Source organism: Vibrio sp. Evd11, from assembly GCF_900382755.1.
GTDB classification, from domain to species: Bacteria; Pseudomonadota; Gammaproteobacteria; order Enterobacterales; family Vibrionaceae; genus Vibrio; species Vibrio lentus.
In genome coordinates, this window is record NZ_OSDX01000041.1 from 23167 (window position 1) to 44828 (window position 21662).

At 44.8% G+C, this 21662-nt stretch carries 17 protein-coding genes and 3 tRNA genes; 6 read left to right on the forward strand and 14 right to left on the reverse strand.

Annotated features, from left to right (window positions below; all coding sequences use genetic code 11):
- Positions 1–86: 86 nt before the first annotated feature.
- Positions 87–722 carry a tetratricopeptide repeat protein gene (locus ED652_RS16230; RefSeq protein WP_122055485.1) on the reverse strand — a complete coding sequence of 212 codons (636 nt, stop codon included), beginning with the start codon at positions 720–722 and terminating at the stop codon, positions 87–89.
- Between the two features lie 298 nt (positions 723–1020).
- Positions 1021–2337: an adenylosuccinate synthase gene (locus tag ED652_RS16240; protein WP_017078237.1), complete on the reverse strand. Its 1317-nt coding sequence runs from the start codon at positions 2335–2337 to the stop codon at positions 1021–1023.
- A 172-nt stretch (positions 2338–2509) separates the two neighbouring features.
- Between ED652_RS16240 and ED652_RS16245 the strand changes: the two genes are divergently transcribed.
- Positions 2510–2698: a DUF2065 domain-containing protein gene (locus ED652_RS16245; RefSeq protein WP_026012244.1), complete on the forward strand. Its 189-nt coding sequence runs from the start codon at positions 2510–2512 to the stop codon at positions 2696–2698.
- 170 nt (positions 2699–2868) lie between these two features.
- Here the strand turns inward: ED652_RS16245 and hflC are convergent, their stop codons facing one another.
- From hflC to tsaE, 8 genes are all read right to left on the reverse strand, one after another.
- On the reverse strand, positions 2869–3846 hold the full coding sequence (gene hflC / locus ED652_RS16250) for a protease modulator HflC (protein ID WP_076669155.1): 978 nt from the start codon (positions 3844–3846) through the stop codon (positions 2869–2871).
- Between the two features lie 2 nt (positions 3847–3848).
- The gene (hflK, locus tag ED652_RS16255; protein WP_017107434.1) at positions 3849–5051 is read right to left on the reverse strand and encodes an FtsH protease activity modulator HflK; all 1203 of its coding nucleotides are present in this window, start codon (positions 5049–5051) and stop codon (positions 3849–3851) included.
- A 27-nt stretch (positions 5052–5078) separates the two neighbouring features.
- Positions 5079–6386: a ribosome rescue GTPase HflX gene (hflX, locus tag ED652_RS16260; RefSeq protein ID WP_017107433.1), complete on the reverse strand. Its 1308-nt coding sequence runs from the start codon at positions 6384–6386 to the stop codon at positions 5079–5081.
- Between the two features lie 44 nt (positions 6387–6430).
- A complete protein-coding gene (hfq, locus tag ED652_RS16265; RefSeq protein WP_010434097.1) occupies positions 6431–6694 on the reverse strand; it encodes an RNA chaperone Hfq in 264 nt (87 codons plus the stop codon).
- A 192-nt stretch (positions 6695–6886) separates the two neighbouring features.
- Positions 6887–7819 (reverse strand): tRNA (adenosine(37)-N6)-dimethylallyltransferase MiaA, encoded by a 933-nt coding sequence (gene miaA, locus ED652_RS16270; protein WP_102279161.1) that lies wholly within the window; start codon positions 7817–7819, stop codon positions 6887–6889.
- A gap of 141 nt (positions 7820–7960) precedes the next feature.
- Positions 7961–10228, reverse strand: a complete 2268-nt coding sequence (gene mutL, locus ED652_RS16275) for a DNA mismatch repair endonuclease MutL (protein WP_122055486.1) — start codon at positions 10226–10228, stop codon at positions 7961–7963.
- A 50-nt stretch (positions 10229–10278) separates the two neighbouring features.
- A complete protein-coding gene (locus ED652_RS16280; RefSeq protein ID WP_122055487.1) occupies positions 10279–11997 on the reverse strand; it encodes an N-acetylmuramoyl-L-alanine amidase in 1719 nt (572 codons plus the stop codon).
- Positions 11991–12455: a tRNA (adenosine(37)-N6)-threonylcarbamoyltransferase complex ATPase subunit type 1 TsaE gene (gene tsaE, locus ED652_RS16285; protein WP_122055488.1), complete on the reverse strand. Its 465-nt coding sequence runs from the start codon at positions 12453–12455 to the stop codon at positions 11991–11993. Before tsaE ends, ED652_RS16280 begins: the two co-directional genes overlap by 7 nt.
- A 240-nt stretch (positions 12456–12695) precedes the next feature.
- On the opposite strand from tsaE, the gene queG reads away from it, so the two are divergent.
- Positions 12696–13838 carry a tRNA epoxyqueuosine(34) reductase QueG gene (gene queG, locus ED652_RS16290; protein ID WP_122055489.1) on the forward strand — a complete coding sequence of 381 codons (1143 nt, stop codon included), beginning with the start codon at positions 12696–12698 and terminating at the stop codon, positions 13836–13838.
- 611 nt (positions 13839–14449) lie between these two features.
- Here the strand turns inward: queG and ED652_RS16295 are convergent.
- From ED652_RS16295 to orn, 4 genes are all read right to left on the reverse strand, one after another.
- A tRNA-Gly gene (locus ED652_RS16295) sits at positions 14450–14525 on the reverse strand.
- A 59-nt stretch (positions 14526–14584) separates the two neighbouring features.
- Positions 14585–14661, reverse strand: a tRNA-Met gene (locus tag ED652_RS16300).
- Positions 14662–14713: 52 nt separating this feature from the next.
- Positions 14714–14789, reverse strand: a tRNA-Gly gene (locus ED652_RS16305).
- Between the two features lie 180 nt (positions 14790–14969).
- Positions 14970–15515 carry an oligoribonuclease gene (gene orn, locus ED652_RS16310; RefSeq protein ID WP_017107429.1) on the reverse strand — a complete coding sequence of 182 codons (546 nt, stop codon included), beginning with the start codon at positions 15513–15515 and terminating at the stop codon, positions 14970–14972.
- Positions 15516–15664: 149 nt separating this feature from the next.
- Between orn and rsgA the strand changes: the two genes are divergently transcribed.
- The 4 genes from rsgA to ED652_RS16335 all read left to right on the forward strand — a co-directional run bounded on the left by rsgA (position 15665) and on the right by ED652_RS16335 (position 21611).
- Positions 15665–16720, forward strand: a complete 1056-nt coding sequence (gene rsgA, locus ED652_RS16315; RefSeq protein WP_017107428.1) for a small ribosomal subunit biogenesis GTPase RsgA — start codon at positions 15665–15667, stop codon at positions 16718–16720.
- 125 nt (positions 16721–16845) lie between these two features.
- Complete coding sequence (asd, locus tag ED652_RS16320) at positions 16846–17757, forward strand: archaetidylserine decarboxylase (protein WP_122055490.1); 912 nt, start codon at positions 16846–16848, stop codon at positions 17755–17757.
- Between the two features lie 297 nt (positions 17758–18054).
- Positions 18055–19470, forward strand: coding sequence for a DASS family sodium-coupled anion symporter (locus ED652_RS16330; RefSeq protein ID WP_122055492.1), 1416 nt, complete (start codon positions 18055–18057; stop codon positions 19468–19470).
- Positions 19471–19730: 260 nt separating this feature from the next.
- Positions 19731–21611: a methyl-accepting chemotaxis protein gene (locus tag ED652_RS16335; protein WP_122055493.1), complete on the forward strand. Its 1881-nt coding sequence runs from the start codon at positions 19731–19733 to the stop codon at positions 21609–21611.
- Positions 21612–21662: the final 51 nt, after the last annotated feature.

The window sequence follows — 21662 nt, forward strand, 5'->3', positions numbered from 1 at the left end:
GCCTTTTTATATCGATATCTTTCTAATTCAAGATAGATGATTAACGAGTGCAGTCGTTAGCCATCAACCTTAATTTACATTCGTCATTACCAGAACACATCTCGGCGTTTTGCTCGAGCAATAATATTGTCTGGCATTCTCCGCTCCAAACCGCTTCGAAGCACAGTAATACGTTTGTGTTGCCTGTCATCTGCTGTCACCGAGTTGTATAACCAGCGGTAAGCATCTTCATAATCTAACGGGCTACCGTAATCACGCAGTAAGAGTTCCGCTAAGTGAATGCTTGCACTTAGGTTACCCATAGAGGCCGCTTCACGTAGGTACGGAATTGCACGCTCTTTGTCTTGTTGAACCAAGGTTCCACGAGAATAATAACGACCCAGTTGCTCTAGTGCTGCGGGTAAACCTTGATGCGCGGCGTTTTCCATATAGTAAAGACCAAGCTCTACATCTTGTGGAACACACACACCCCACGCCAGCATATCACCGTATAAAAACTCGTAAGAAGGCAAGCTAATACGCGTTGCACGAGCAACGATATCTTCTACTAGCTGGCACTTATCCGCTTTCACACGCTCTAGATGTCGATTATTTTCGATTAATTTAATCAGTTCAGCTTCTGTATATATTGGAACGGGCTCTCCCAAATCAGCCAAATTTGCATGACTCAAGGGTGAGCTCAGCGCCATTATTAATGAAGCTGCCACAATTCGTAGCTTCATACCTGCACTCAATTATCTGTCGCTAAAGTTATCTATTTCTTATTGGCTACCGAGGTAGACGCCCCAAAATAGGGTGAACTTCACTTTCCATGATATCTGTATCGGCAACAACCTTGATGGCTTTAGACAAAACTTGCCGCTAATAGGCAATATTTTGCCTGATGACGCTTAAAAGATCACCATCAAAGAGTGAGTGGCTAAATTGCAGGTATTAAAAAGCCGACTTACGAAAGTCGGCTTTTAGAAACGATTTAATTATCAAAGCACTGTTCGTGCTGTGGTAATCACTCAGCAGGCATTATGCGCCGTATGGGTGAACCTTGATGATAGTTTCGTTACGATCTGGGCCAGTTGATACGATATCAATTGGAACACCAGTTAGGTCTTCGATACGCTTGATGTAATCTAGAGCAGCTTGTGGAAGCGCGTCGATAGATTTAGCTCCAAATGTGTTTTCAGACCAACCAGGCATTGTTTCGTAGATTGGCGTCGCTTCTTCGAATGACTCAGCAGCCATTGGAGAAACTTCTAGGATAGAACCATCTTTCATCTTGTAACCAGTACAGATTTTTAGTTCTTCTAGGCCATCTAGAACGTCTAGTTTAGTTAGACAGATACCAGATAGAGAGTTGATTTGGATTGCACGACGCATAGCGACAGCATCGAACCAACCAGTACGACGTAGACGACCAGTTGTTGCGCCAAACTCGTGACCAACATCGCCTAGGTGCTTACCAACTGGGTCTTGCTTCTCAAGGCCATCGTATAGCTCAGTTGGGAATGGACCTGAACCAACACGAGTACAGTAAGCCTTAGTAATACCAAGGATGTAACCGATGTGACGAGGACCGAAACCAGAACCTGCAGCAACACCACCAGCAGTCGTGTTAGAAGACGTTACGTATGGGTAAGTACCGTGGTCGATATCTAGTAGCGTACCTTGAGCACCTTCGAACATGATCTTGTCGCCGCGCTTACGTGCTGCGTCTAGTTCGTCAGTTACGTCGATAACCATCGCAGTTAACATGTCTGCGTAGCTCATCGCTTGCTCAAGAACTTCTTCGTAGCTTACTGTTTCAGCTTTGTAGAAGTGCTCTAGTTGGAAGTTGTGGAATTCCATAACTTCTTTTAGCTTCTCAGCAAATGCTTCTTTATCGAAAAGGTCGCCAACGCGTAGACCGCGACGAGCAACTTTATCTTCGTAAGCAGGACCGATACCACGACCCGTTGTACCGATAGCTTTAGCGCCACGAGCGATTTCACGCGCGTTGTCGATTGCAATGTGGTACGGAAGAATTAGAGGACAAGCTTCAGAGATGAAAAGACGCTCACGTACTGGGATACCGCGATCTTCAAGAGGTTTCATTTCTTTAAGAAGTGCGTCAGGCGATAATACTACACCGTTGCCAATAACACATTTAACGTTATTGCGTAGGATACCTGATGGAATTAAGTGAAGAACGGTTTTTTCACCGTCAATTACAAGTGTGTGACCTGCATTGTGACCGCCTTGGTAGCGAACCACGTATTTTGCATCTTCAGTTAAAAGGTCAACGATTTTACCTTTACCTTCATCACCCCATTGGGTGCCTAGAACGACTACGTTATTTCCCATCTTTCCAATTTCTGTTGCTAATTAAAAATGGATTCTAGCACCGAATCACATTTCTTGCAGTCATTTTTTGTTCATAATTGTTAAAGCTAACGACAAGCAAATTTGCAATGACACCGCGAAGATCCGTAAAGATGCTGATATTATTATCTTTTTACAGGCAAAAGGCAGCAACATGTCTAATTCTATCTGGCTCGCAATCGGGCTTGTTCTTATCGTTGAAGGGCTGGGGCCCTTGATTGCACCCAATGGCTGGAGAAACATGGTTGCTCAATTAAGCCAACAGCCAGACACGCAACTGCGCCGAATTGGCGGTTGCCTTGTGGTTGCCGGCGTCGTTATCGCTTTCATGACCTACCGCTAGGTTTCTGTAAGTAGAATGCTGTTAAGCGCCTCCCCTTGCCTCAATAGTGAATCCACAAACATGTCTCCTCCTGAAATAAGTCATAGAAAACAAAAAGGCTCCCACAATGGGAGCCTTTTAAGTTTTAACGTATTTTGCTTATTGAGCTAAGCATTCGCTAACGCATCAGCTTATTTTGCTGAAGCGCCGCTTGCTTGATTCATGTATTGGAAGAAGTCAGTCTTCGGATCCAGTACTAGAATGTCGCTCTTATCGCTAAATGATGTCTCATAAGCTTGCAATGAACGCATGAAGCCGTAGAACTCAGGATCTTTGCTGAACGCATCAGAGTAGATCTTCGCTGCTTCTGCATCAGCATCACCACGAGTGATTCGAGCTGTACGGTCAGCTTCAGCAAGAACTGTTGCCACTTCTAGCTCAGCTTGAGCACGGATAACTTCCGCTTTCTCACGACCTTGTGAACGGTGTCTACGAGCAACCGACTCACGTTCTGCACGCATACGGCGGTAGATAGATTCACTGATTTCGTCAGGAAGGTTAATCTTCTTCATTCGGAAATCAACAACTTCAACACCTAAATCAGCCATCGCACTTTCTGCCGTTCCAGACAAAACGTTTTCCATGATCTTATCGCGTTCGCCATCAACTTCTAGTGCTTCTGCAGCCGCTACCGTTGTGACAACTTCGCTATCAGCAGAGTCTGGCAGGATGTCCTTATTACGAGGGCCTGACACGATCTGCTTAATTTCACGGGAACCAATTTCAGAACGAAGAACATCTGTCACTTTACGCTCAAGAAGCGCTTCTGCCGTCATGATATTGCCGCCGCCAGTACTCAGATAAAAACGTCCAAAATCAGCGATACGCCATTTTGCGTAGGTATCAATTAGAACGTCTTTTTTCTCTGATGTTACGAAACGGTCAGAACGACCATCCATCGTTTGAATACGAGCATCAAGTACTTTTACGCGATCAAACATAGGCAGTTTAAAGTGCAGGCCTGGTTCATAGATTCGTGATACGCCGTTGTCATCGAGAACTCGACCAAAACGAATTACCATGCCACGTTCGCCTTCTTGAATCACAAACAGTGACATCAATAGAAGGGCAATCGTCACAACTAATACAGGGATCATTAATTTACGCATTATTAGTATCTCCCTTGGCGTGAACTGTCTGAACGAGTTTGAGTGCTAGGCTTAGGATCCGCTTGAGTTTCTAACTCAATTTGATCGTAAGTTGATGATGCTTTTGCAGGGCGAGTGCCCGACTGAGAACCACCTTGTGCGCCTAGCTTATCAATTGGTAGGTATAGCAAGTTACCGCTTGATTCAGAATCAATCAGGACTTTCGAGGTACTTGAGTACACTTTTTCCATTGTATCAAGGTACATACGGTTACGTGTTACTTCAGGAGCTGCTTGGTATTCAGGTAGCAGTTTCTCGAACTGAGCGACCTGACCAAGAGCACCATTAACTGTGCGCTCTGAGTAACCCACCGCTTCTTTCTTCAAACGCTCAGCACGACCTGTTGCTTTTGGAAGAATGTCATTTCGGTAAGCTTCAGCTTCACGCTCGAAACGCTCTTCATCCTCACGAGCCGCGATAGCATCATCAAATGCATCTTTCACTTGCTCAGGTGGACGTGCTGACTGGAAGTTCACGTCAACAATCAGAATACCCATGTCGTAGCTATCAATAATACGGTTCAACGTTTCTTGAGTGCTTTGACGAATCTGTTGACGACCACTTGTCAGGATACTATCCATTAGTGAGTCACCAATTACCGCACGAAGCGCAGAATCGGTTGCTTGGCGTAAACTGTCGTCTGCATTCGTTACACGATACAAGTACTTGTATGGGTCAGAAACACGGTATTGAACACCCATTTCAACGGTCACAACGTTTTCATCTTTCGTTAGCATCGTGCCAGCAGCACGTAGAGAACGAATCGCTTGAACGTTAACCAGTTGCTCATCTTTGATTTCATCGATGAAGCGTGGGTGCCAGTTAAGACCAGGCTCTTCGATACGGTCGAACTGACCCAATCGAAGTACTACTGCTCTTTCTGCTTCGCCAACGGTGTAGAAACCAGCGAAGAACCAGATAGCAATCGCAATGACAGCAATGACACCAAAGCCAATCGCACCGCCACCACCGATAGATGGCCCGTTACCGTTGCCACCTTTTTTACCAAACTTGCCACCTAACTTTTGACTTAGTTTACTAAACACTTCGTCTAAGTCTGGCGGTCCTTGATCTCGGCCGCCGCGATTATTGTTCTTACCCCAAGGGTCATTATCGCGGCCGTTATTATCGCCGTTGTTGTTATTTCCAGGCTCATTCCACGCCATTAGAAAGCTCCATCATTTGATATGACGTTATACTGTAGCAGTCTCTTTGGTAACGATAAAGTCACCTAAGAGCGCCCCTTCTCTTTTTTCAAGTTTAGACCAATCTATTTGTTGCATTCGGATATCTATCAACAAGTTACCATTTTCATCATACTCTTCCTGTTGAATACATTTCATCTCAAAGAATAAGCTGCGAATACGGCCCTGATGTTGATGTGGAATACACAACCGGAATTGAACCATCTGACTCGCTAAACGCTCAGTTAAAGCTTCAAACAGCAGTTCAATACCTTCTCCTTCCATTGCAGAAACCCAAACAGCGCGAGGTGCGCCCTCTTCGTCTCTTTCAATTCGAGGTTTTTGGTCTTCCATGCAGTCAATTTTGTTCATGACTACAAGGGTTGGCACTTCATGAGCATCGATTTCTTCTAATACTTCATGAACAGCCTGAATGTTCTCACGAAAGCGGTCATCACTGGCATCAACAACATGTAACAAAATGTCAGCTTCCTGCGTCTCTTGTAACGTAGCCTTAAACGCAGCGACCAGATCGTGCGGTAGATGACGGATAAAACCTACGGTATCTGCGAGAATTGCAGGCCCGACATCTGCCAATTCAATCTTACGTAGTGTTGGGTCTAGGGTTGCAAACAGTTGGTCTGCGGCATAAACACCTGCACTAGTGATTCGATTGAAAAGTGTTGATTTCCCTGCGTTGGTATAACCAACCAAAGAAATTGTTGGGATTTCAGCTCGATTACGAGCACGTCGTCCTTGTTCACGCTGCTTAGCCACTTTCGCTAAACGACGTAATATCGCTTTTATACGGTCACGCAACAAACGTCGATCGGTTTCCAGTTGAGTTTCACCTGGACCACGAAGACCAATACCACCTTTCTGCCTTTCAAGGTGAGTCCAACCACGAATCAATCGGGTAGAGATATGACGAAGCTGAGCGAGCTCAACTTGTAGCTTACCTTCATGAGTTCGCGCACGTTGTGCAAAGATATCTAAGATCAAACCCGTGCGATCAATCACACGACATTTACACAATTGCTCGAGGTTGCGCTCTTGGGCAGGAGAGAGGGAGTGGTTAAAAATCACAATTTCAGCACCGGTCAGCTGAACAGCTTGTGCGATTTCTAGGGCTTTACCTTCTCCAACGTAGTATTTAGGGAGTGGGGACTGTCGGCTACCAGTAATCACTTGTAGCGTTTCTACCCCCGCTGAGGAGACCAGCATTTCACATTCGCTCAGGTCTTCCCATTCTCCCTCTTGCGTGAAGTTGATATGAACAAGTACGGCTCGCTCGCCGGATTCATAACGGTCAAACAAGCAACCAACTCCTTATTACAGCGCAAGCTGTATTATTTGAACGATTAATCTTCAGTCTTCTCTGGACGATCAGATGGCGCACGTTGCTCGCCGCTGTGGTGACTAACTGCACGAGCAGGAACCACAGTAGAAATCGCATGCTTGTAAACCATTTGGTTTACTGTGTTCTTCAATAAGATCACGAATTGATCGAAAGACTCGATCTGACCTTGCAGCTTAATGCCGTTAACAAGATAGATAGAGACTGGAATGCGCTCACGACGGAGTGCATTTAGGAATGGGTCTTGTAGCGATTGCCCCTTAGCCATTTTATTTTCCTTATTTATATTTTGTTGTAATTATTTAGCTAGTGGTGCACAAAAAGGTGCGGCCTTTGCATCTGAGCTAAACGAATAAAAAAACTCCGTTGTTATTGAAAGGCTGTGATTTTTAAAAGCCTCAATAACTGATCCTTTCCAGAGTATATTCACGCAAAAGCGATCACATTATACACAGCAATACTAATCAGATGCTATTGCATCTGAAAGAGTTTCTAACGCGTGTTCAATGTTTTCGCTATCTAACCAAGTTAAATCATCCCAACTGCGTAACCAGGTGATTTGTCGCTTGGCCAATTGACGGGTTGCACAGACACCACGGAAAACCGCTTCGTCTAAATCACAATTCCCATCTAAATAATCCCACATCTGCCTATAACCAACGCATCGGATCGATGGCAGTTCAGGATGAAGATCTTCTCTGGCGTACAACGCCTTCATTTCATCTTCAAAACCCGCTTCTATCATCTTTTCGAAACGCAGCTCAATGCGGCGATGGAGTTCTTTCCTTTCCTTGGGAGCTATTGCAAATTGTTTTACACGAAATGGCAGGCTATCGCCTTTCGTTTGAGTTAGCTCTGTTAATGTTTTACCCGAAATTCGGTAAACTTCCAATGCCCTTGAAAGCCTTTGTGGATCATTTGGGTGTATTCTTTCAGCGGATACGGGATCTATCTCTCTTAATTGATCGTGCAATGCCTGCCAACCCTGTTCAATAGACTCCGCTTCAATCTGCTTACGAATCTCTTGATCCGCGGCTGGTAGTGGCGATAAACCTTCCAACAATGCCTTGTAGTAAAGCATTGTGCCACCAACAAGTAGCGGGATTTTACCTTCCGCTACAATGGCATTCATTTCATTGATCGCATCACGACGAAAATCTGCCGCAGAATACGCTTCGCTTGGATCAAGAATATCAATCAAGCGATGAGGCGCGAGCGCAAGCTCTTCTGCATCCGGTTTAGCGGTGCCGATATCCATGTCTTTATAGATCAATGCCGAATCGACACTGATGATCTCTACCGGATACTTCTGACGTAAGCGGATAGCTAAGTCTGTTTTTCCTGATGCCGTTGGGCCCATTAAAAACAACGCTAAAGGTAATTTTTCAGTCATGATATTTTGTATTGGTTTCTCTGTTATAGCGCTTTATAGCAAAGGGCTTTTTTGTCGCAAAAATACGTATCGTTGCGAAGATCAATGTCGTCGCAAAAAGTTAAACCGTCAATAAACTTGAGTCTTTAAATCGATAAACAACTAAGCCATAAAAGCTGCGATGGTCGCTGAAAAGTCGATAGGATTAACAAATTCGGGATCATCTAATGGAAGTAGACCATGCCAAAGTTGCTCAAGTTCCCCAACTAGTTGAACCGCTTCAGATAAAGTGTAGTCGTTTTTTACTTGTGCTGTCTGAATCCCGATCCAGTTAACCAGTAATGGCAACGTATCGTTAGAAAAGCTGTGACCTTGAGTTTCCGAGGCCTGAGCGTTTATTGAAGCCGCGTACGATAACAGATCTGGGATCAAAATTTGTAAGTTTTGCTGCCTCAAAGGAGAAGGCACTCCCATCACCATTATCGCTTCGTTATTCCTAGCTTTAAGCTCGATACCAAGCACGGACAGCATTGGACTTAGCGCCTTAGCGACACCGACTAAATCAGCGCCTAATTTGATTGATAAAGGCACCAATAACGGCTGGCTTTTTAATGCCCCTTCTCGAGTATCAAGCTGGCCAATCACACGTAGCAATTCCGCTTTGGCTAAAGACACTAATACGCTGCCGTTTTTGTTCCCCATCACAAGATACTGACGTTCCACTACCGAGACTGCTTTGCCTAAGTCCGTCACAGGTGCTCTTGGCTTTAAATGAACAGGATTCTGTTGAGCAGGCTTAGCTTCTATATTTCCTTTATTTTCTATATTTTCTATATTTTCTATGTTGTCTTTGGTTTCTACTGGTGCTACATGCTCTTGAGAAAGTGAAGACTGTACAACTTGATCATCAAAATCTGGCGTTTTCAACAGCTCTTTGTAGGCTTTAACTTCACGCTTTGAAGGCGCGGGGTCAGCATGATGTTGGTTGGGTTCTTTTTCTTTTCTCGGAGCAGGTCGAGACTCTATCCACTCTTGACGAGGAGAACCTGTAAAGCTGGTTTCGCGAGCCGACGAGCCTGTGCTAGCTGAACTCATGTTAGTTGACGAATCTAAGTTGGTTGAAGAGCTTCTGCTAGACGATGAACCTCTGTTCTCTGGTGAGCTATAGTGCTGCCCAGCATCATTAACGCTGTGCTGAGGGTTATCATAAACCTGCTCAGATTCGGCTTTTCTTGGGTAGGCTGGCGTCTGCTCAATGGCGTGTCGCAGCCTCTCAGAGATCTGTGTTTGATCCGAATGAGTCGGCGTTATACTTTCTGGCTCAGAAAAACTCGCAACATCCCCCGTTTCAGACATCGAACCATCTTGCTGATAATTTGGGGCTTCTGACTGATGAAAAGCCGATTGATTGATCGGTGCTGCATCAATTTGTTTGCTTTGTGCTAAGCCATCACTCAACGCTTGGTAGATAAAGTCGTGTACAAGGCGGGCTTGATGGAAGCGCACTTCATGTTTGGCAGGGTGAACATTCACATCGACTTGATGCGGGTCTAGTTCAATGAACAACACATAAGTTGCAAATTGGTCTGGGCGTAGGCTGGTCTCATAGCTTTGACGAATCGCATGATTGATCAGCTTATCTCGCATCATACGGCCGTTCACATAGCAGTATTGCAGATCGCTTTGTTGTCTTGCTCCTTCTGGCGTGGTGATCCAGCCATGAAGTTTTAGACCTTGATGTTCTAGCTCAATCTTAAGCATATGACGAACAAAAGGATTACCACATACCGCTGCGATGCGCTTTTCTGCTTGAACGTGTGTTTTGGCAGCGCGGTACTGACGAATCATTTTACCGTTATGGCGGAGGTTGATCGTCACATCAAAGCGACTCAATGCGATACGTTTAAGCAGTTCATCAATATGCGTGAATTCGGTTTTCTCAGTACGCAAAAACTTGCGGCGTGCTGGTGTATTGAAGAACAGATCCAACACCTCAACCGAAGTACCAATAGGATGCGCTGCAGGCTGCAGTTTCACCTGCATATCCCGACCTTCACTGTGCGCAGCCCAAGCTTGATCTTGAGTCGCAGGGCGTGAAGTCATGGTTAAGCGGGCAACAGAGCTGATACTCGCGAGCGCTTCACCACGAAAACCAAGGCTGACGATCGCCTCGAGGTCATCAAGGGTATGGATCTTGGAGGTAGCATGACGACTCAGCGCCAAGGCAAGCTCATCTTTAACGATGCCCTTGCCGTTGTCACGAACGCGGATCATCTTAGCGCCACCTTTCTCGATATCAATATCGATACGTGTGGCACCTGAATCCAAACTGTTCTCAACCAACTCTTTCACAACAGAAGCTGGTCTTTCTACCACTTCACCCGCTGCGATTTGGTTCGCTAACCGAGCTGGCAGTATTTTGATCGTCATATTTATAGTTACCTTACTGCCACTGATGGAAACATGTCTGCGTTAAAAGCTTATTTGTGCGGAATAATCAACACCTGACCCACTGCTAGGCTGTCAGATCGTAGCTTATTCGCTTGGCGAATGCTGTTGACGCTCACGCCGTATTTAGAAGCAATCTTACCTAGGTAGTCACCTCTTGCGACTTTATGTTTGCGCAGAGGGACATCTTTAACTTCAACCGTAATGCGTAGCTTCTGGCCGACTCTCACGGTTTCAGATTTCAAGCGGTTCTCACGTTTGATATCTGTAACCCGAACTTTGTAACGGCTGGCTATCTTGCCTAGATACTCTCCAGACTTAACCGTGTGGGTTATGGTCTTGGTTTTCACTGCGCTGCTTGATGATGAACTTGAAGCACTGCCTGGAATCTTAAGTACTTGGCCAATTGCTAGGCTGCTCGATTTCAGATTATTGAATTTCATCAACGTCTGTGTCGACGTACCATATTTACTCGCAATCACCGATAACGACTCTCCACGAGACACTTTATGCTGGCTCACGCTACCTGTTGATGACGTTGCATTAGACAAGATAATCCCTTCAGGTGGGTTAGCCTTCAAATACTTAACGACCGCTTTAGTCACTGCTCGTGCTAATTTATCTTGATGCGAGCGTTGGAAAAGAAGCTTCTCTTCCGTCGGGTTTGAAATAAAGCCCGTCTCGACCAATACCGATGGTATCTGTGGTGAACGCAATACCGCCAAACTGGTATTGATTGGCTTGCTGTTATGAAGCTTAGCGACCTTACCCATCTCAGAAAGAATCGTTGTCGCAAGCTTATAGCCCTCTTTTTGAGAGTGGCTGAACTGCAAATCAAGCAGAGTTTGGTTTACGTTTTTATCATCAATGTTGCCAGTGAAAGCGGCACCGCTACCACCGAGCAATTCAGACTGTTTCTCTTTGTTCTCGATCCAGCGTGAAATCTCCGTATTGGCGCGTCGAGTATTCAACACAAACACCGAACCACCTCGTGGCTGAGGAGTCGTAAACGCATCCGCGTGAATAGAGATAAACAAGTGAGCTTCATTTTCACGAGCAATCGCAACACGTCGGTTAAGGTTTACAAAGTAGTCGGCATTGCGAGTCATACGAGTTTTGATCCCCGGGACCGCATTCAACTGTGCAGCAAGCTTGCGAGAGATACTCAGAGTCGCATTCTTTTCATATTTACGAGATGGGCCGATTGAACCAGGATCTTCACCGCCGTGGCCAGGGTCAATCACGATCAGAATGTCTTTCTGACGTTTAACCTGATTAATATTTTTGTTAACTGTTGGCTTACTCGGCTTCGATGTTGTTCCCTTACTTGTCGCACCATGAGGGAAGTCAATCACCAAACGGTGCCCATACTGACCACCAGGAGTCGGGCTCAGTTTAAACAAATCGGCTTTAGAGGATTTCTTCAACTCGAAAACCAAGCGATAGGTGTTTTTGTCTGGCGGGGAGCTCTTACGAACTTTCGACAGAACGGGACTGTCCTTCACCACAACAGGTAACTTGGTCGCAAGGTTGGTATGTTTTAAATCGACAACTAAACGACTTGGGCTACTCAAAGTAAAATAGCTAAAGTCCGCTTCTGATTTAAGGTCGATAACCACACGAGTTTCTTCAGGTGAAGGCCAAACCCTCAACCCTTTCAGTGAGTTTGCAGAAACAAGTGAAGAAAACAGTAAAGAAAAAACAGCAGCCATTACGGCTACTGATGAAAAAAGGCGTTTAGAAATCAACATAACTCCAACTGACTAAGTAAGCGCTGTCCGTATTCACTATTAGAGGTTAAAGAAACAATACGGTGATCGTCTTGGTAACGAATATCAATATCCAAATCTGCTTCAGGTAGCATCCCATAACCTTTCTCAGGCCATTCAACCAAACAAATAGCGTCTGGAGTAAAGTAATCACGGATGCCCATGAACTCTAACTCTTCAGGATCGGCCAAACGATAAAGGTCAAAGTGGTACACCTGCCAATCTGCAAGTTGGTAAGGTTCAACTAGAGTATACGTTGGGCTCTTTACATTTCCTTGATGGCCAAGTGCTTTTACAAAGCCACGACTGAACGTCGTTTTTCCTGCGCCAAGATCACCATGCAGATAAATAGTCGTCTGCTGTGAGCAAAGATTAGAAAGCTCCGTTCCTAGTTGAATCGTTGCTTGTTCATCTTTCAAAGTAAATTGTTTCGTGCTCATGAATACGTTCTCTAAAAATCGATCGTTGACTATATAAAAATCAAAAGAACAAGAATAGTAAACCGTGATGCTTTTGGGAGACAAGCACTCAAGTGTAAGTTCTATGAAAAATACTGCTCAAAACACGTCTGTTCTGGTTAATATCGTAAAGATCCGTTAAGATCCGCCCCCATTTTTGCCGAACCTAATTTTAATTAGCCTTATCTCTAATTGTAAAACAGAGAAAATAAGAATTAAGCCATGAATCTAGACCATCTTGCTGAACAAATTAAAATCTGGGGAAAAGAGCTCGGCTTTCAAAAAGTTGGCATCTGCGATGTCGATTTGAGTGAACACGAAGCCCCTCTTCAAGCATGGCTAGATGCTGGCAATCACGGCGAGATGGATTGGATGGCTCGGCATGGAATGATGCGTGCGCGTCCAGATGAACTTCACCCAGGGACCATTCGAGTAATCAGCGCTAGAATGAATTACCTACCACCAGAAGCTCAGTTTGCATCCAACCTAAACGATACCACTCAGGGCTATATCAGCCGTTATTCTTTAGGCCGCGATTATCACAAATTGTTCCGTAACCAGTTGAAAAAGCTGGGACAAAGAATTGAAAAAGAAGTTGAGGAATTTGACTCACGTCCTTTTGTGGATTCAGCGCCTATTTTAGAAAGACCATTAGCTCAAAAAGCGGGATTAGGCTGGACTGGTAAACACTCGTTAATTCTAGATAAAGACGCAGGGTCTTGGTTCTTCCTAGGCGAGCTGTTGGTTAACATTCCTCTGCCAGTCGATACACCGAGTGTCGATGAGTGTGGGAAATGTACCGCATGTATCACATCCTGCCCAACGGGTGCCATTATCGCCGACGGTGTTGTCGATGCGCGTAAGTGTATTTCGTACTTAACCATTGAATACGATGGTGTGATCCCAGAAGAATTTAGAGACGCAATTGGTAACCGTATTTATGGTTGTGATGACTGTCAGTTAGTTTGCCCGTGGAATCGTCATGCCGAACTCACAGAGCAAACAGACTTTCATCGTAGAGAGGATTTCCAAGAGGCCGATCTCATTTCACTTTCAAGTTGGGACGAAGCCACCTTCCTAAAGAAAATGGAAGGCTCAGCAATAAGACGTATCGGCCACACCCAGTGGTTGCGCAATATCTTTGTTGCTATGGGCAATGCGCCATTTCAACAACGCATTGTTGAAACACTAGAATCTCATCAAGGCAAAAACGACATGTTGGATGTGCATATTGAATGGGCTTTGAATAAACAACTACAACAGTTACCCAACGCTAGCGGCGTGCAAAAAAATAGCAGCAAAATCTCCACCAAAAAGCACCGACTAATACGCATTGTTGAGAAAGGCCTGCCAAGAGACGCCTAGCCCTTTAAGCACCAACGATTGGCTAGTTAACCTGCCTAAATAGTCCAATATTTAAGACAACCCATTACACATAATATTAGAACAATGTTTGACCTTGTTCTCAATTTTGGCAATGTGGAAAAAATTAAAATATTTCGTAAACTTTCAACACCCACATAAAGTTAAACACAAAGCCCATAAATGATTAAGATCAAAAAACAACAAGTTAACGATCTTTAGCTCAATCACAAGCCAAGTCACAATCCAATATAAAACAACAAGTTACAGAGAGCTGTGTTTTACTAACGCATTGAAATAAAGAAAGATCTTTTTGAGATATGTAAAGAATTAAGTCTGAAATAACTTTATCAACCAAGTTATCCACACCTAACATTTTGTGGATAAGTCTGTTTATAGATGTGAAAAACCTCAAGTATCTGCTTCAGAGACCTGATGTTTACTAGCATTCCAGTTGCTAAGAAAAATTTAAGACAAAAAAATATCCACCATGATGGAGGATTATTTGCTTTTTTGGGGGATTATGCTTCGCAGCATTAAAGAAAGAACGTGACCGGTAAGGTCGTCTTTAAACGCTGTGGTTTAAAGAGTTTTGTTTACCATGAAGAGTAAACTGGAGCGATACATCGGGTTCGAACCGATGACCTCAACCTTGGCAAGGTTGCGCTCTACCAACTGAGCTAGTATCGCATAAGCTAACCGTTCATCTTGTCTGCTAAGAAGCATCAAATCAACGTTCAACTGTAATGTGGTTGCGGGAGCCGGATTTGAACCGACGACCTTCGGGTTATGAGCCCGACGAGCTACCAAACTGCTCCATCCCGCGTCCGGATGCATTGTTTAAGACAATGAAACTGTTCTCTAAAAAAGAGAGAATTTGGAGCGATACATCGGGTTCGAACCGATGACCTCAACCTTGGCAAGGTTGCGCTCTACCAACTGAGCTAGTATCGCAATCTGAAAACGTCTTTCGCCGTTCAGGGCTGCGAATTATAAGAGCATTTTTTTGTGATGCAAGTCCTTAATGCAAAAATCAGCAAGTTTTTACTCAACTGCTGAAAAAGCACACAAAATTGCAAAAAAAATGCCCTGTATGTACCTGAAAAGTTAGATAAACGTGATCATTCAATCAGATTAGATGCTAATGATTGTTTTTCGGTAGTACTGAAGCTCTGCAATCGACTCTCGAATATCGTCTAGTGCAAGGTGGCTTCCTGATTTAGAAAAACCATCGAGTACTTCAGGTTTCCAACGACGCGCAAGTTCTTTCAGAGTGCTTACGTCGACATAGCGGTAGTGGAAGTACTCTTCCAACTCTGGCATGTGCTTGTATAGAAAACGGCGATCTTGGCCAATGCTGTTACCACAAATAGGCGATTTACCTTTCGGTACCCACTTTTCAAGAAACTCAATTGTTTGTTTGATTGCGTCTTGCTCTGAAACGGTGCTTTCTTGAATTCTCTTTACTAAACCGCTGCCAGTATGAGTCGTCGTACACCACTCATCCATCTTATCCAGTTCACTCTGAGGTTGGTGAATGGCCAAAACAGGCCCTTCAGCCAGAATGTTGAGCTCACTATCTGTAACGATAGAGGCAATTTCAATAATTTTATGAGTTTCAGGATCTAGTCCTGTCATCTCTAGATCAACCCAAATAAGGTTCTGATCGCTAAAGGACATAAGGCGTCGCCTATTTGTTTATGTGTAAAAGAGGTACTATACCCAAATAACTATACTCAAACTAGCTTTAGGGCCATCGAAATCAGTGGCACCAATAACATCCTGTTTGAGTCCTCAATCATCAAGTTAGATGTGTTAAGTGAAAAATTGTGGCTAAAAAAAAGAAGTTAACCAAAGGTCAGGTACGTCGCGTACGTAGCAACCAGAACAAGCGACTCAAGAAAGAAGATTCTATCCAGTGGGATGAGAACATGCTTGGCGGAACAAAAAGCGGGCTCGTGATTACGCGCTTTGGTCAACATGCTGATATCGAAGATCTTGAAACCAACGAAGTTCACCGTTGTAACTTGCGTCGTAGTATCGAAACATTAGTTTCCGGAGACAAAGTAACTTGGCGCGCAGGGCTTGAGTCAATGGCTGGCATCTCTGGTGTTGTCGAAGCCGTTGAGCCTAGAACATCAATGCTAACTCGTCCTGACTACTATGACGGCCTAAAACCGGTTGCCGCAAACGTAGACCAAATGGTTATCGTTTCAGCTGTACTACCAGAGCTATCACTTAATATCATCGACCGCTACTTGATCGCCTCTGAAACGGTGAATATTGCGCCTTTAGTTGTACTCAATAAAGTCGACTTGCTGACAGAGCAACAAATTAGCGAATACCGAGAAACACTGAAGATATACGAGAAAATCGGCTATAAAGTCATGTTCGTGAGTAAAGAGTCGGGTTACGGCATCAAAGAGTTGGAAGCTGAACTGAAAGATCGTATCAATATTTTCGTTGGTCAATCTGGCGTAGGTAAATCCAGCGTAGTGAATGCACTGATGCCAACATTGGACATTGAAGAAGGTGCAGTTTCTGAAAACTCAGGACTGGGTCAACACACCACCACAGCAGCGCGTTTGTATCACTTCCCTTCTGGTGGTGATCTTATCGATTCCCCTGGGGTACGTGAATTCGGCCTATGGCATTTAGAACCCGATGAAGTCACAGATGCTTTCATTGAATTCAAGCCATACCTAGGTGGCTGTAAGTTCCGCGATTGTAAACACAATGACGACCCAGGATGTCTTCTGCGTGAAGCAGTTGAAGACGGAAAAATTAGCCGCTTACGTTTTGCTAGCTACCACCGCATTATTGAAACAATGGCTGACAACAAAGATAACCGTCAGTACTCACGAAGCAAGAAAGCCGATCTCTAATCGCGTTTTTGTGAACAAATGTGTGCATTTACTGACAATTGGCGCGAACTTAAGTAACATCTCGCGCCCTAAACCGTCATCGACAGATTTAATTGAAAAACAATTAGCATTGGAAAATTAATACAATGGATAAGATTAAAGTTGGATTGCAGTACTGGATCCCACAACATGGCCTGACTCGTTTAGTTGGTAAACTGGCGTCTGCTAAAGCGGGTGGTTTAACAACAGCGATCATTAACTGGTTCATCAAGCAGTACAAAGTGAACATGGATGAAGCTCTGCATAGCGATCCAAAACACTTTAAGACATTCAATGAATTCTTCGTACGTGAATTGAAAGAAGGCATGCGCCCTATCGCAGAAGGTGATTCTGTTATTGTTCACCCTGCTGATGCACGTGTAAGTCAGTTTGGCCCAATTACTGACGGTCAACTGATTCAAGCTAAAAACCATAACTACTCAGCTCGTGAGCTATTGGGTGGTGATGCTGCTCTAGCCGATGAGTTTAAAGACGGCGAATTCGCAACGCTTTACTTGTCGCCAAGTGATTACCATCGCGTGCACATGCCATGTGACGGCACACTGCGCCAGATGATCTACGTTCCGGGTGACCTGTTCTCAGTTAACCCGTTAACGGCAGAGAACGTTCCAAACCTATTCGCACGTAATGAGCGTGTGGTGTGTATCTTTGATACTGAATTTGGCCCAATGGCACAAGTGCTGGTTGGTGCAACTATCGTAGGTAGCATCGAGCAAGTATGGGCTGGCACCATCACGCCGCCTCGCGGTAACTCGGTTTACAAGTGGGATTACCCAGCACAAGGCGATAAATCTATCATCTTGAAGAAAGGCGAAGAGATGGGTCGCTTTAAGCTTGGTTCAACGGTTATCAATCTGTTTGCGAAAGATACAATCAAGTTTGACGAAACGATGCAGAATGGTGAAAAAACCGTTCTAGGTACCCCTTTCGCGCACATTGCTGGTAAAGACGTTGAAACTGAAGCTGTTAATTCAACAGAGAACACAGACCAAGCTTAACGGTTTGAGTTAGCTCATTTAGTTTTAAAGGCGCGTTATTTTTCTATATTTAGAGAAGAACGCGCCTTTTTCTTATCTAGTTCCAGACACTTCCCTCCAAGATTTCAACAAATCTAACTACCGACAACCTTACCCCCAACGAGCAGGACGTCGAATTGCCCAGACAAAAGATTGACCAAAAACAAAACAACTGTCGAAACCTTAAACAACCTTTCGATTTTACAACCCGTCTCCAAGTACCAAAAATCCAGATAACTTACTCTATTTGAAGATATTTTATTCATAGGGTCTTTGTACATGCCTAAACTCAATATTGGCGTTCTGGTCAAGCTGTTGATTTGTTTTGCGATTCCCTTAGGCGTGCTATTCATGCCGATAGATTCAATACCAATCGATGATCTCACGCTGATTCAACACCGCCTGTTGGCGATATTCTTATTAGCAGCCCTGCTGTGGGTGCTTGAACCTGTTCCGGTGTTCGCCACCTCAATTCTGATCATTGCACTTGAACTGGTGATGATTTCTGACAAAGGCCTGCATCTATTTCGAACTCCACCAGTGGGGCATGATCTCGGTGAATTAATCAAATATACCGACATCTTCGGTGCATTTTCGTCACCAATCATCATCCTTTTTATGGGTGGCTTTGCTCTTGCGATATCCGCATCCAAATACGAACTCGATAACAACTTAGCACGAGTATTGCTCAAACCGTTTGGCACGGAACCGCGCTTCATCATGCTCGGTTTAATGCTGATCACCGCCGTGTTCTCAATGTTCATGTCAAATACCGCAACAACAGTAATGATGCTCGCATTGCTAGGTCCTATCGTAGCCTCTGCGCCAAAAGGCGACATGGGGATTAAAGCGCTCGTGTTGTGCATTCCAATCGCCGCCAATACCGGTGGTATCGCAACACCCATAGGTACACCACCCAATGCGATCGCACTGCAATACCTAACCGGCGAGAACAGTATCGACTTCCTTAGCTGGATGATGATGGGCTTACCCTTTGTGATCATCCAACTGACCATCGCTTGGTTTCTCCTACAAAAACTCTTCCCTTCGAAAGAAAGAAATATGGTCCTTAAGCTTGATGGTCAATTTAGAAAAAGTTGGCGAGCGATCGTCGTTTACGTCACCTTCGCTGCGACAATCTTATTGTGGATGACCACCAAACTGCACGGCATGAACACTTATGTGGTCTCGATCATTCCACTGGCGGTGTTCACTCTGACCGGCATCATGGGCAAAGAAGAGCTCAAGCTGATTAACTGGGATGTATTGTGGTTAGTGGCAGGGGGCATTGCGATTGGTATTGGCTTGGACAAAACAGGACTAGCTGCAGCATTAGCGCACGCGATTGATTATGAATCGCTCTCGCCTGCTGCTGTGGTACTGACACTATCTATCGTGTGTTGGTTAATGGCGAACTTCATGTCGAACACCGCGACTGCCAACTTGTTGATGCCGATAGCAGCTGCGATTGGCGCATCCATGGAAAGTTTGGTCGCGATTGGCGGCTTACAAGGCTTACTGGTTGTGGTCGCCTTCTCCGCATCACTCGGTATGATTCTTCCAGTATCGACACCACCAAACTCGTTGGCCTACTCGACCGGGCTTATCGAAAGTAAAGACATGGCGAAAATGGGTATCATCTTAGGGATCGTCGGCTTGCTGATGGTCTACCTCGCCCTGTTTATTATCACCTAGCACGTTAACTTCTCACTACAACCCTCCAGATAGCAATCATGATTTCGCTATCTGGAGGGTTTATCCGTTTTTAATCGATAGACAATTGTGATTCTACTTCACGGTTTATTAAAAATAACGATAAGTCATTTTAAATTTTTGATTTTAAGCATATTTACAAACATCAAGACAACGGCACTATACACGCATCAGAGACACACCAATTCACCATCAAGTACGTCACTGTCGTTAGTTTTTTGTCTAATAGAGAGGAATAGACCTTGAGACATACTATTAAGTTTAAAATTCAGATCGCAATTGCGGTCATTATCGCCGTCGTAAGTGGCGCTCAAGCTTGGATATCGGTCAATCAGCTGACTCAAGAGACTGAAGTCGCGATTAACCAAGAAATGAAAAATGTCAGTGTCGGCACGACGAACTACATTGCCGATTGGCTCTCAACTCGCAGTGACATGATGCTTGCTAATGAGCCGACTATTTCAAGCAATAGTAATTCTGACCGCGAGTTACTAATCACCAAACAAGCCGGGCAATTCTTGTCTGTTTATGCGGGATTCAGCGATGGCACTATCGCGTATGGCGATAAAGGTGAAGATTGGCCAGCAGGCTATGACCCGCGCACTCGCCCTTGGTATAAAGATGCCAACTCAACATCAGACCTCATCATTACAAAACCTTATCAAGACTTTGACGGCAGCATTGTCATCAGTTTCGCAAAAGCATTCAGTGGAGATAGACAGGGCGTTCTCGCAGCAGATTTAACCGTAACCAGCATTATTGATACCGTGCTCAATGTAAAACTGGATAATTATGGCTTTGCATTCTTAGTGGATGGTAATAACAACATCGTTGCGTACAGCGATGAAGCGCTGAGTCAAAAACCATTGACCAGTTTGAATCCAGAGCTAACAACAGACAAAGTGTCACAACTGCTCCAAAACCAAATGATCACCACTCTCACTTGGCCTGGCCAGGGTGATAAAATGGTCTACATGGCCAACGTTCCGAATACCGATTGGTCATTGGGTATTGTTATCGATAAAGAGGTGGCGTTTTCTGCGGTATCTGATGCCATTCAATTCATCACGCTGACCTCTTTGGTTTTGTACGTCATCATTTCGATTGCGAGTACCGTGGTGATCAACCGCCTACTCTTTCCGTTACAAACCTTGTCTGAAGCCTTAACTCAGCTCGCTCAAGGCAGAGGTGATCTCACTCAACGTATTGATATCACGCGTATGGACGAGATAGGTAAACTTGCCGAGCTTGTAAACCAGTTCTTAAGCCAGATGCAAAGCATGTTGAAGGGCGTGATAGAGCACAGCCACGATCTCAACAATCATGCAGAGAAAGCCAATCAGCTGGCGACCCAATCATCCATTCGAGTTGAGAATCAACAAAACGACATCAACCAAATTGCGACCGCAATTCATGAGATGTCTGCCACTGCAGCCGAAGTGGCTAGCCATGCCGAATTAACCGCCTCTGCCTCTCAAGCATCCGCTACCGCTTGTAACGAAGGCCAAGAGGTTATCCAACAAAACCGTGATGCGATTACTGGCCTTGCGACTCAAGTTGAAGATGCCGCCAATGTTATTCGTGAATTAGAGAGTAATGCTCAAAGCATCAACCAGATCCTATCCACCATTCAAGGCATTGCCGAACAGACCAATCTATTGGCATTGAATGCGGCGATTGAAGCTGCTCGAGCGGGTGAACAAGGTCGTGGATTTGCGGTTGTGGCCGATGAAGTGCGAGTGCTAAGCCAAAGAACGCACGGCTCGACCGAAGAAATCCGCGTGATGATTGATACGCTACAGAAGAATACCGAGCATGCCGTTGAAAGCATGACCACCAGCACTCAGTTAGCAGAAAACAGTGTTGGCTTCGCAGAACAAGCCCATGGCAGCCTGACTAAAATCACGCAAGCCATCACTGAAATCAACGACATGGCGCTGCAAATTGCGAGTGCTGCAGAAGAGCAACGCGCGGTAAGCGAGGACATCAGCCGCAATACGCAAGGAATCAAAGATGCCTCTGACGATCTAGCACAACAAGCGGAAAGCAGCCGCAATAGTTCAAATGAAATGAGCAACGCTGCTGAGTCGATGCGCCGAGATGTGGAACGCTTTAAGGTATAGCGCGCCTCAAGCAAAGTAAGTGAACCACACTAGAAAGCGACAGCTGACACA

What these genes read in the sequence shown, in the direction of transcription:
- tsaE (WP_122055488.1), bottom strand. Translation starts at nt 12,455, where the DNA reads ATGAGCACGAAACAATTTACTTTGAAAGATGAACAAGCAACGATTCAA.
- miaA (WP_102279161.1), bottom strand. Translation starts at nt 7,819, where the DNA reads ATGACTGAAAAATTACCTTTAGCGTTGTTTTTAATGGGCCCAACGGCA.
- asd (WP_122055490.1), top strand. Translation starts at nt 16,846, where the DNA reads ATGGATAAGATTAAAGTTGGATTGCAGTACTGGATCCCACAACATGGC.
- ED652_RS16230 (WP_122055485.1), bottom strand. Translation starts at nt 722, where the DNA reads ATGAAGCTACGAATTGTGGCAGCTTCATTAATAATGGCGCTGAGCTCA.
- mutL (WP_122055486.1), bottom strand. Translation starts at nt 10,228, where the DNA reads ATGACGATCAAAATACTGCCAGCTCGGTTAGCGAACCAAATCGCAGCG.
- ED652_RS16240 (WP_017078237.1), bottom strand. Translation starts at nt 2,337, where the DNA reads ATGGGAAATAACGTAGTCGTTCTAGGCACCCAATGGGGTGATGAAGGT.
- ED652_RS16330 (WP_122055492.1), top strand. Translation starts at nt 18,055, where the DNA reads ATGCCTAAACTCAATATTGGCGTTCTGGTCAAGCTGTTGATTTGTTTT.
- ED652_RS16280 (WP_122055487.1), bottom strand. Translation starts at nt 11,997, where the DNA reads ATGTTGATTTCTAAACGCCTTTTTTCATCAGTAGCCGTAATGGCTGCT.
- orn (WP_017107429.1), bottom strand. Translation starts at nt 15,515, where the DNA reads ATGTCCTTTAGCGATCAGAACCTTATTTGGGTTGATCTAGAGATGACA.
- hflK (WP_017107434.1), bottom strand. Translation starts at nt 5,051, where the DNA reads ATGGCGTGGAATGAGCCTGGAAATAACAACAACGGCGATAATAACGGC.
- ED652_RS16245 (WP_026012244.1), top strand. Translation starts at nt 2,510, where the DNA reads ATGTCTAATTCTATCTGGCTCGCAATCGGGCTTGTTCTTATCGTTGAA.
- hflC (WP_076669155.1), bottom strand. Translation starts at nt 3,846, where the DNA reads ATGCGTAAATTAATGATCCCTGTATTAGTTGTGACGATTGCCCTTCTA.
- queG (WP_122055489.1), top strand. Translation starts at nt 12,696, where the DNA reads ATGAATCTAGACCATCTTGCTGAACAAATTAAAATCTGGGGAAAAGAG.
- hfq (WP_010434097.1), bottom strand. Translation starts at nt 6,694, where the DNA reads ATGGCTAAGGGGCAATCGCTACAAGACCCATTCCTAAATGCACTCCGT.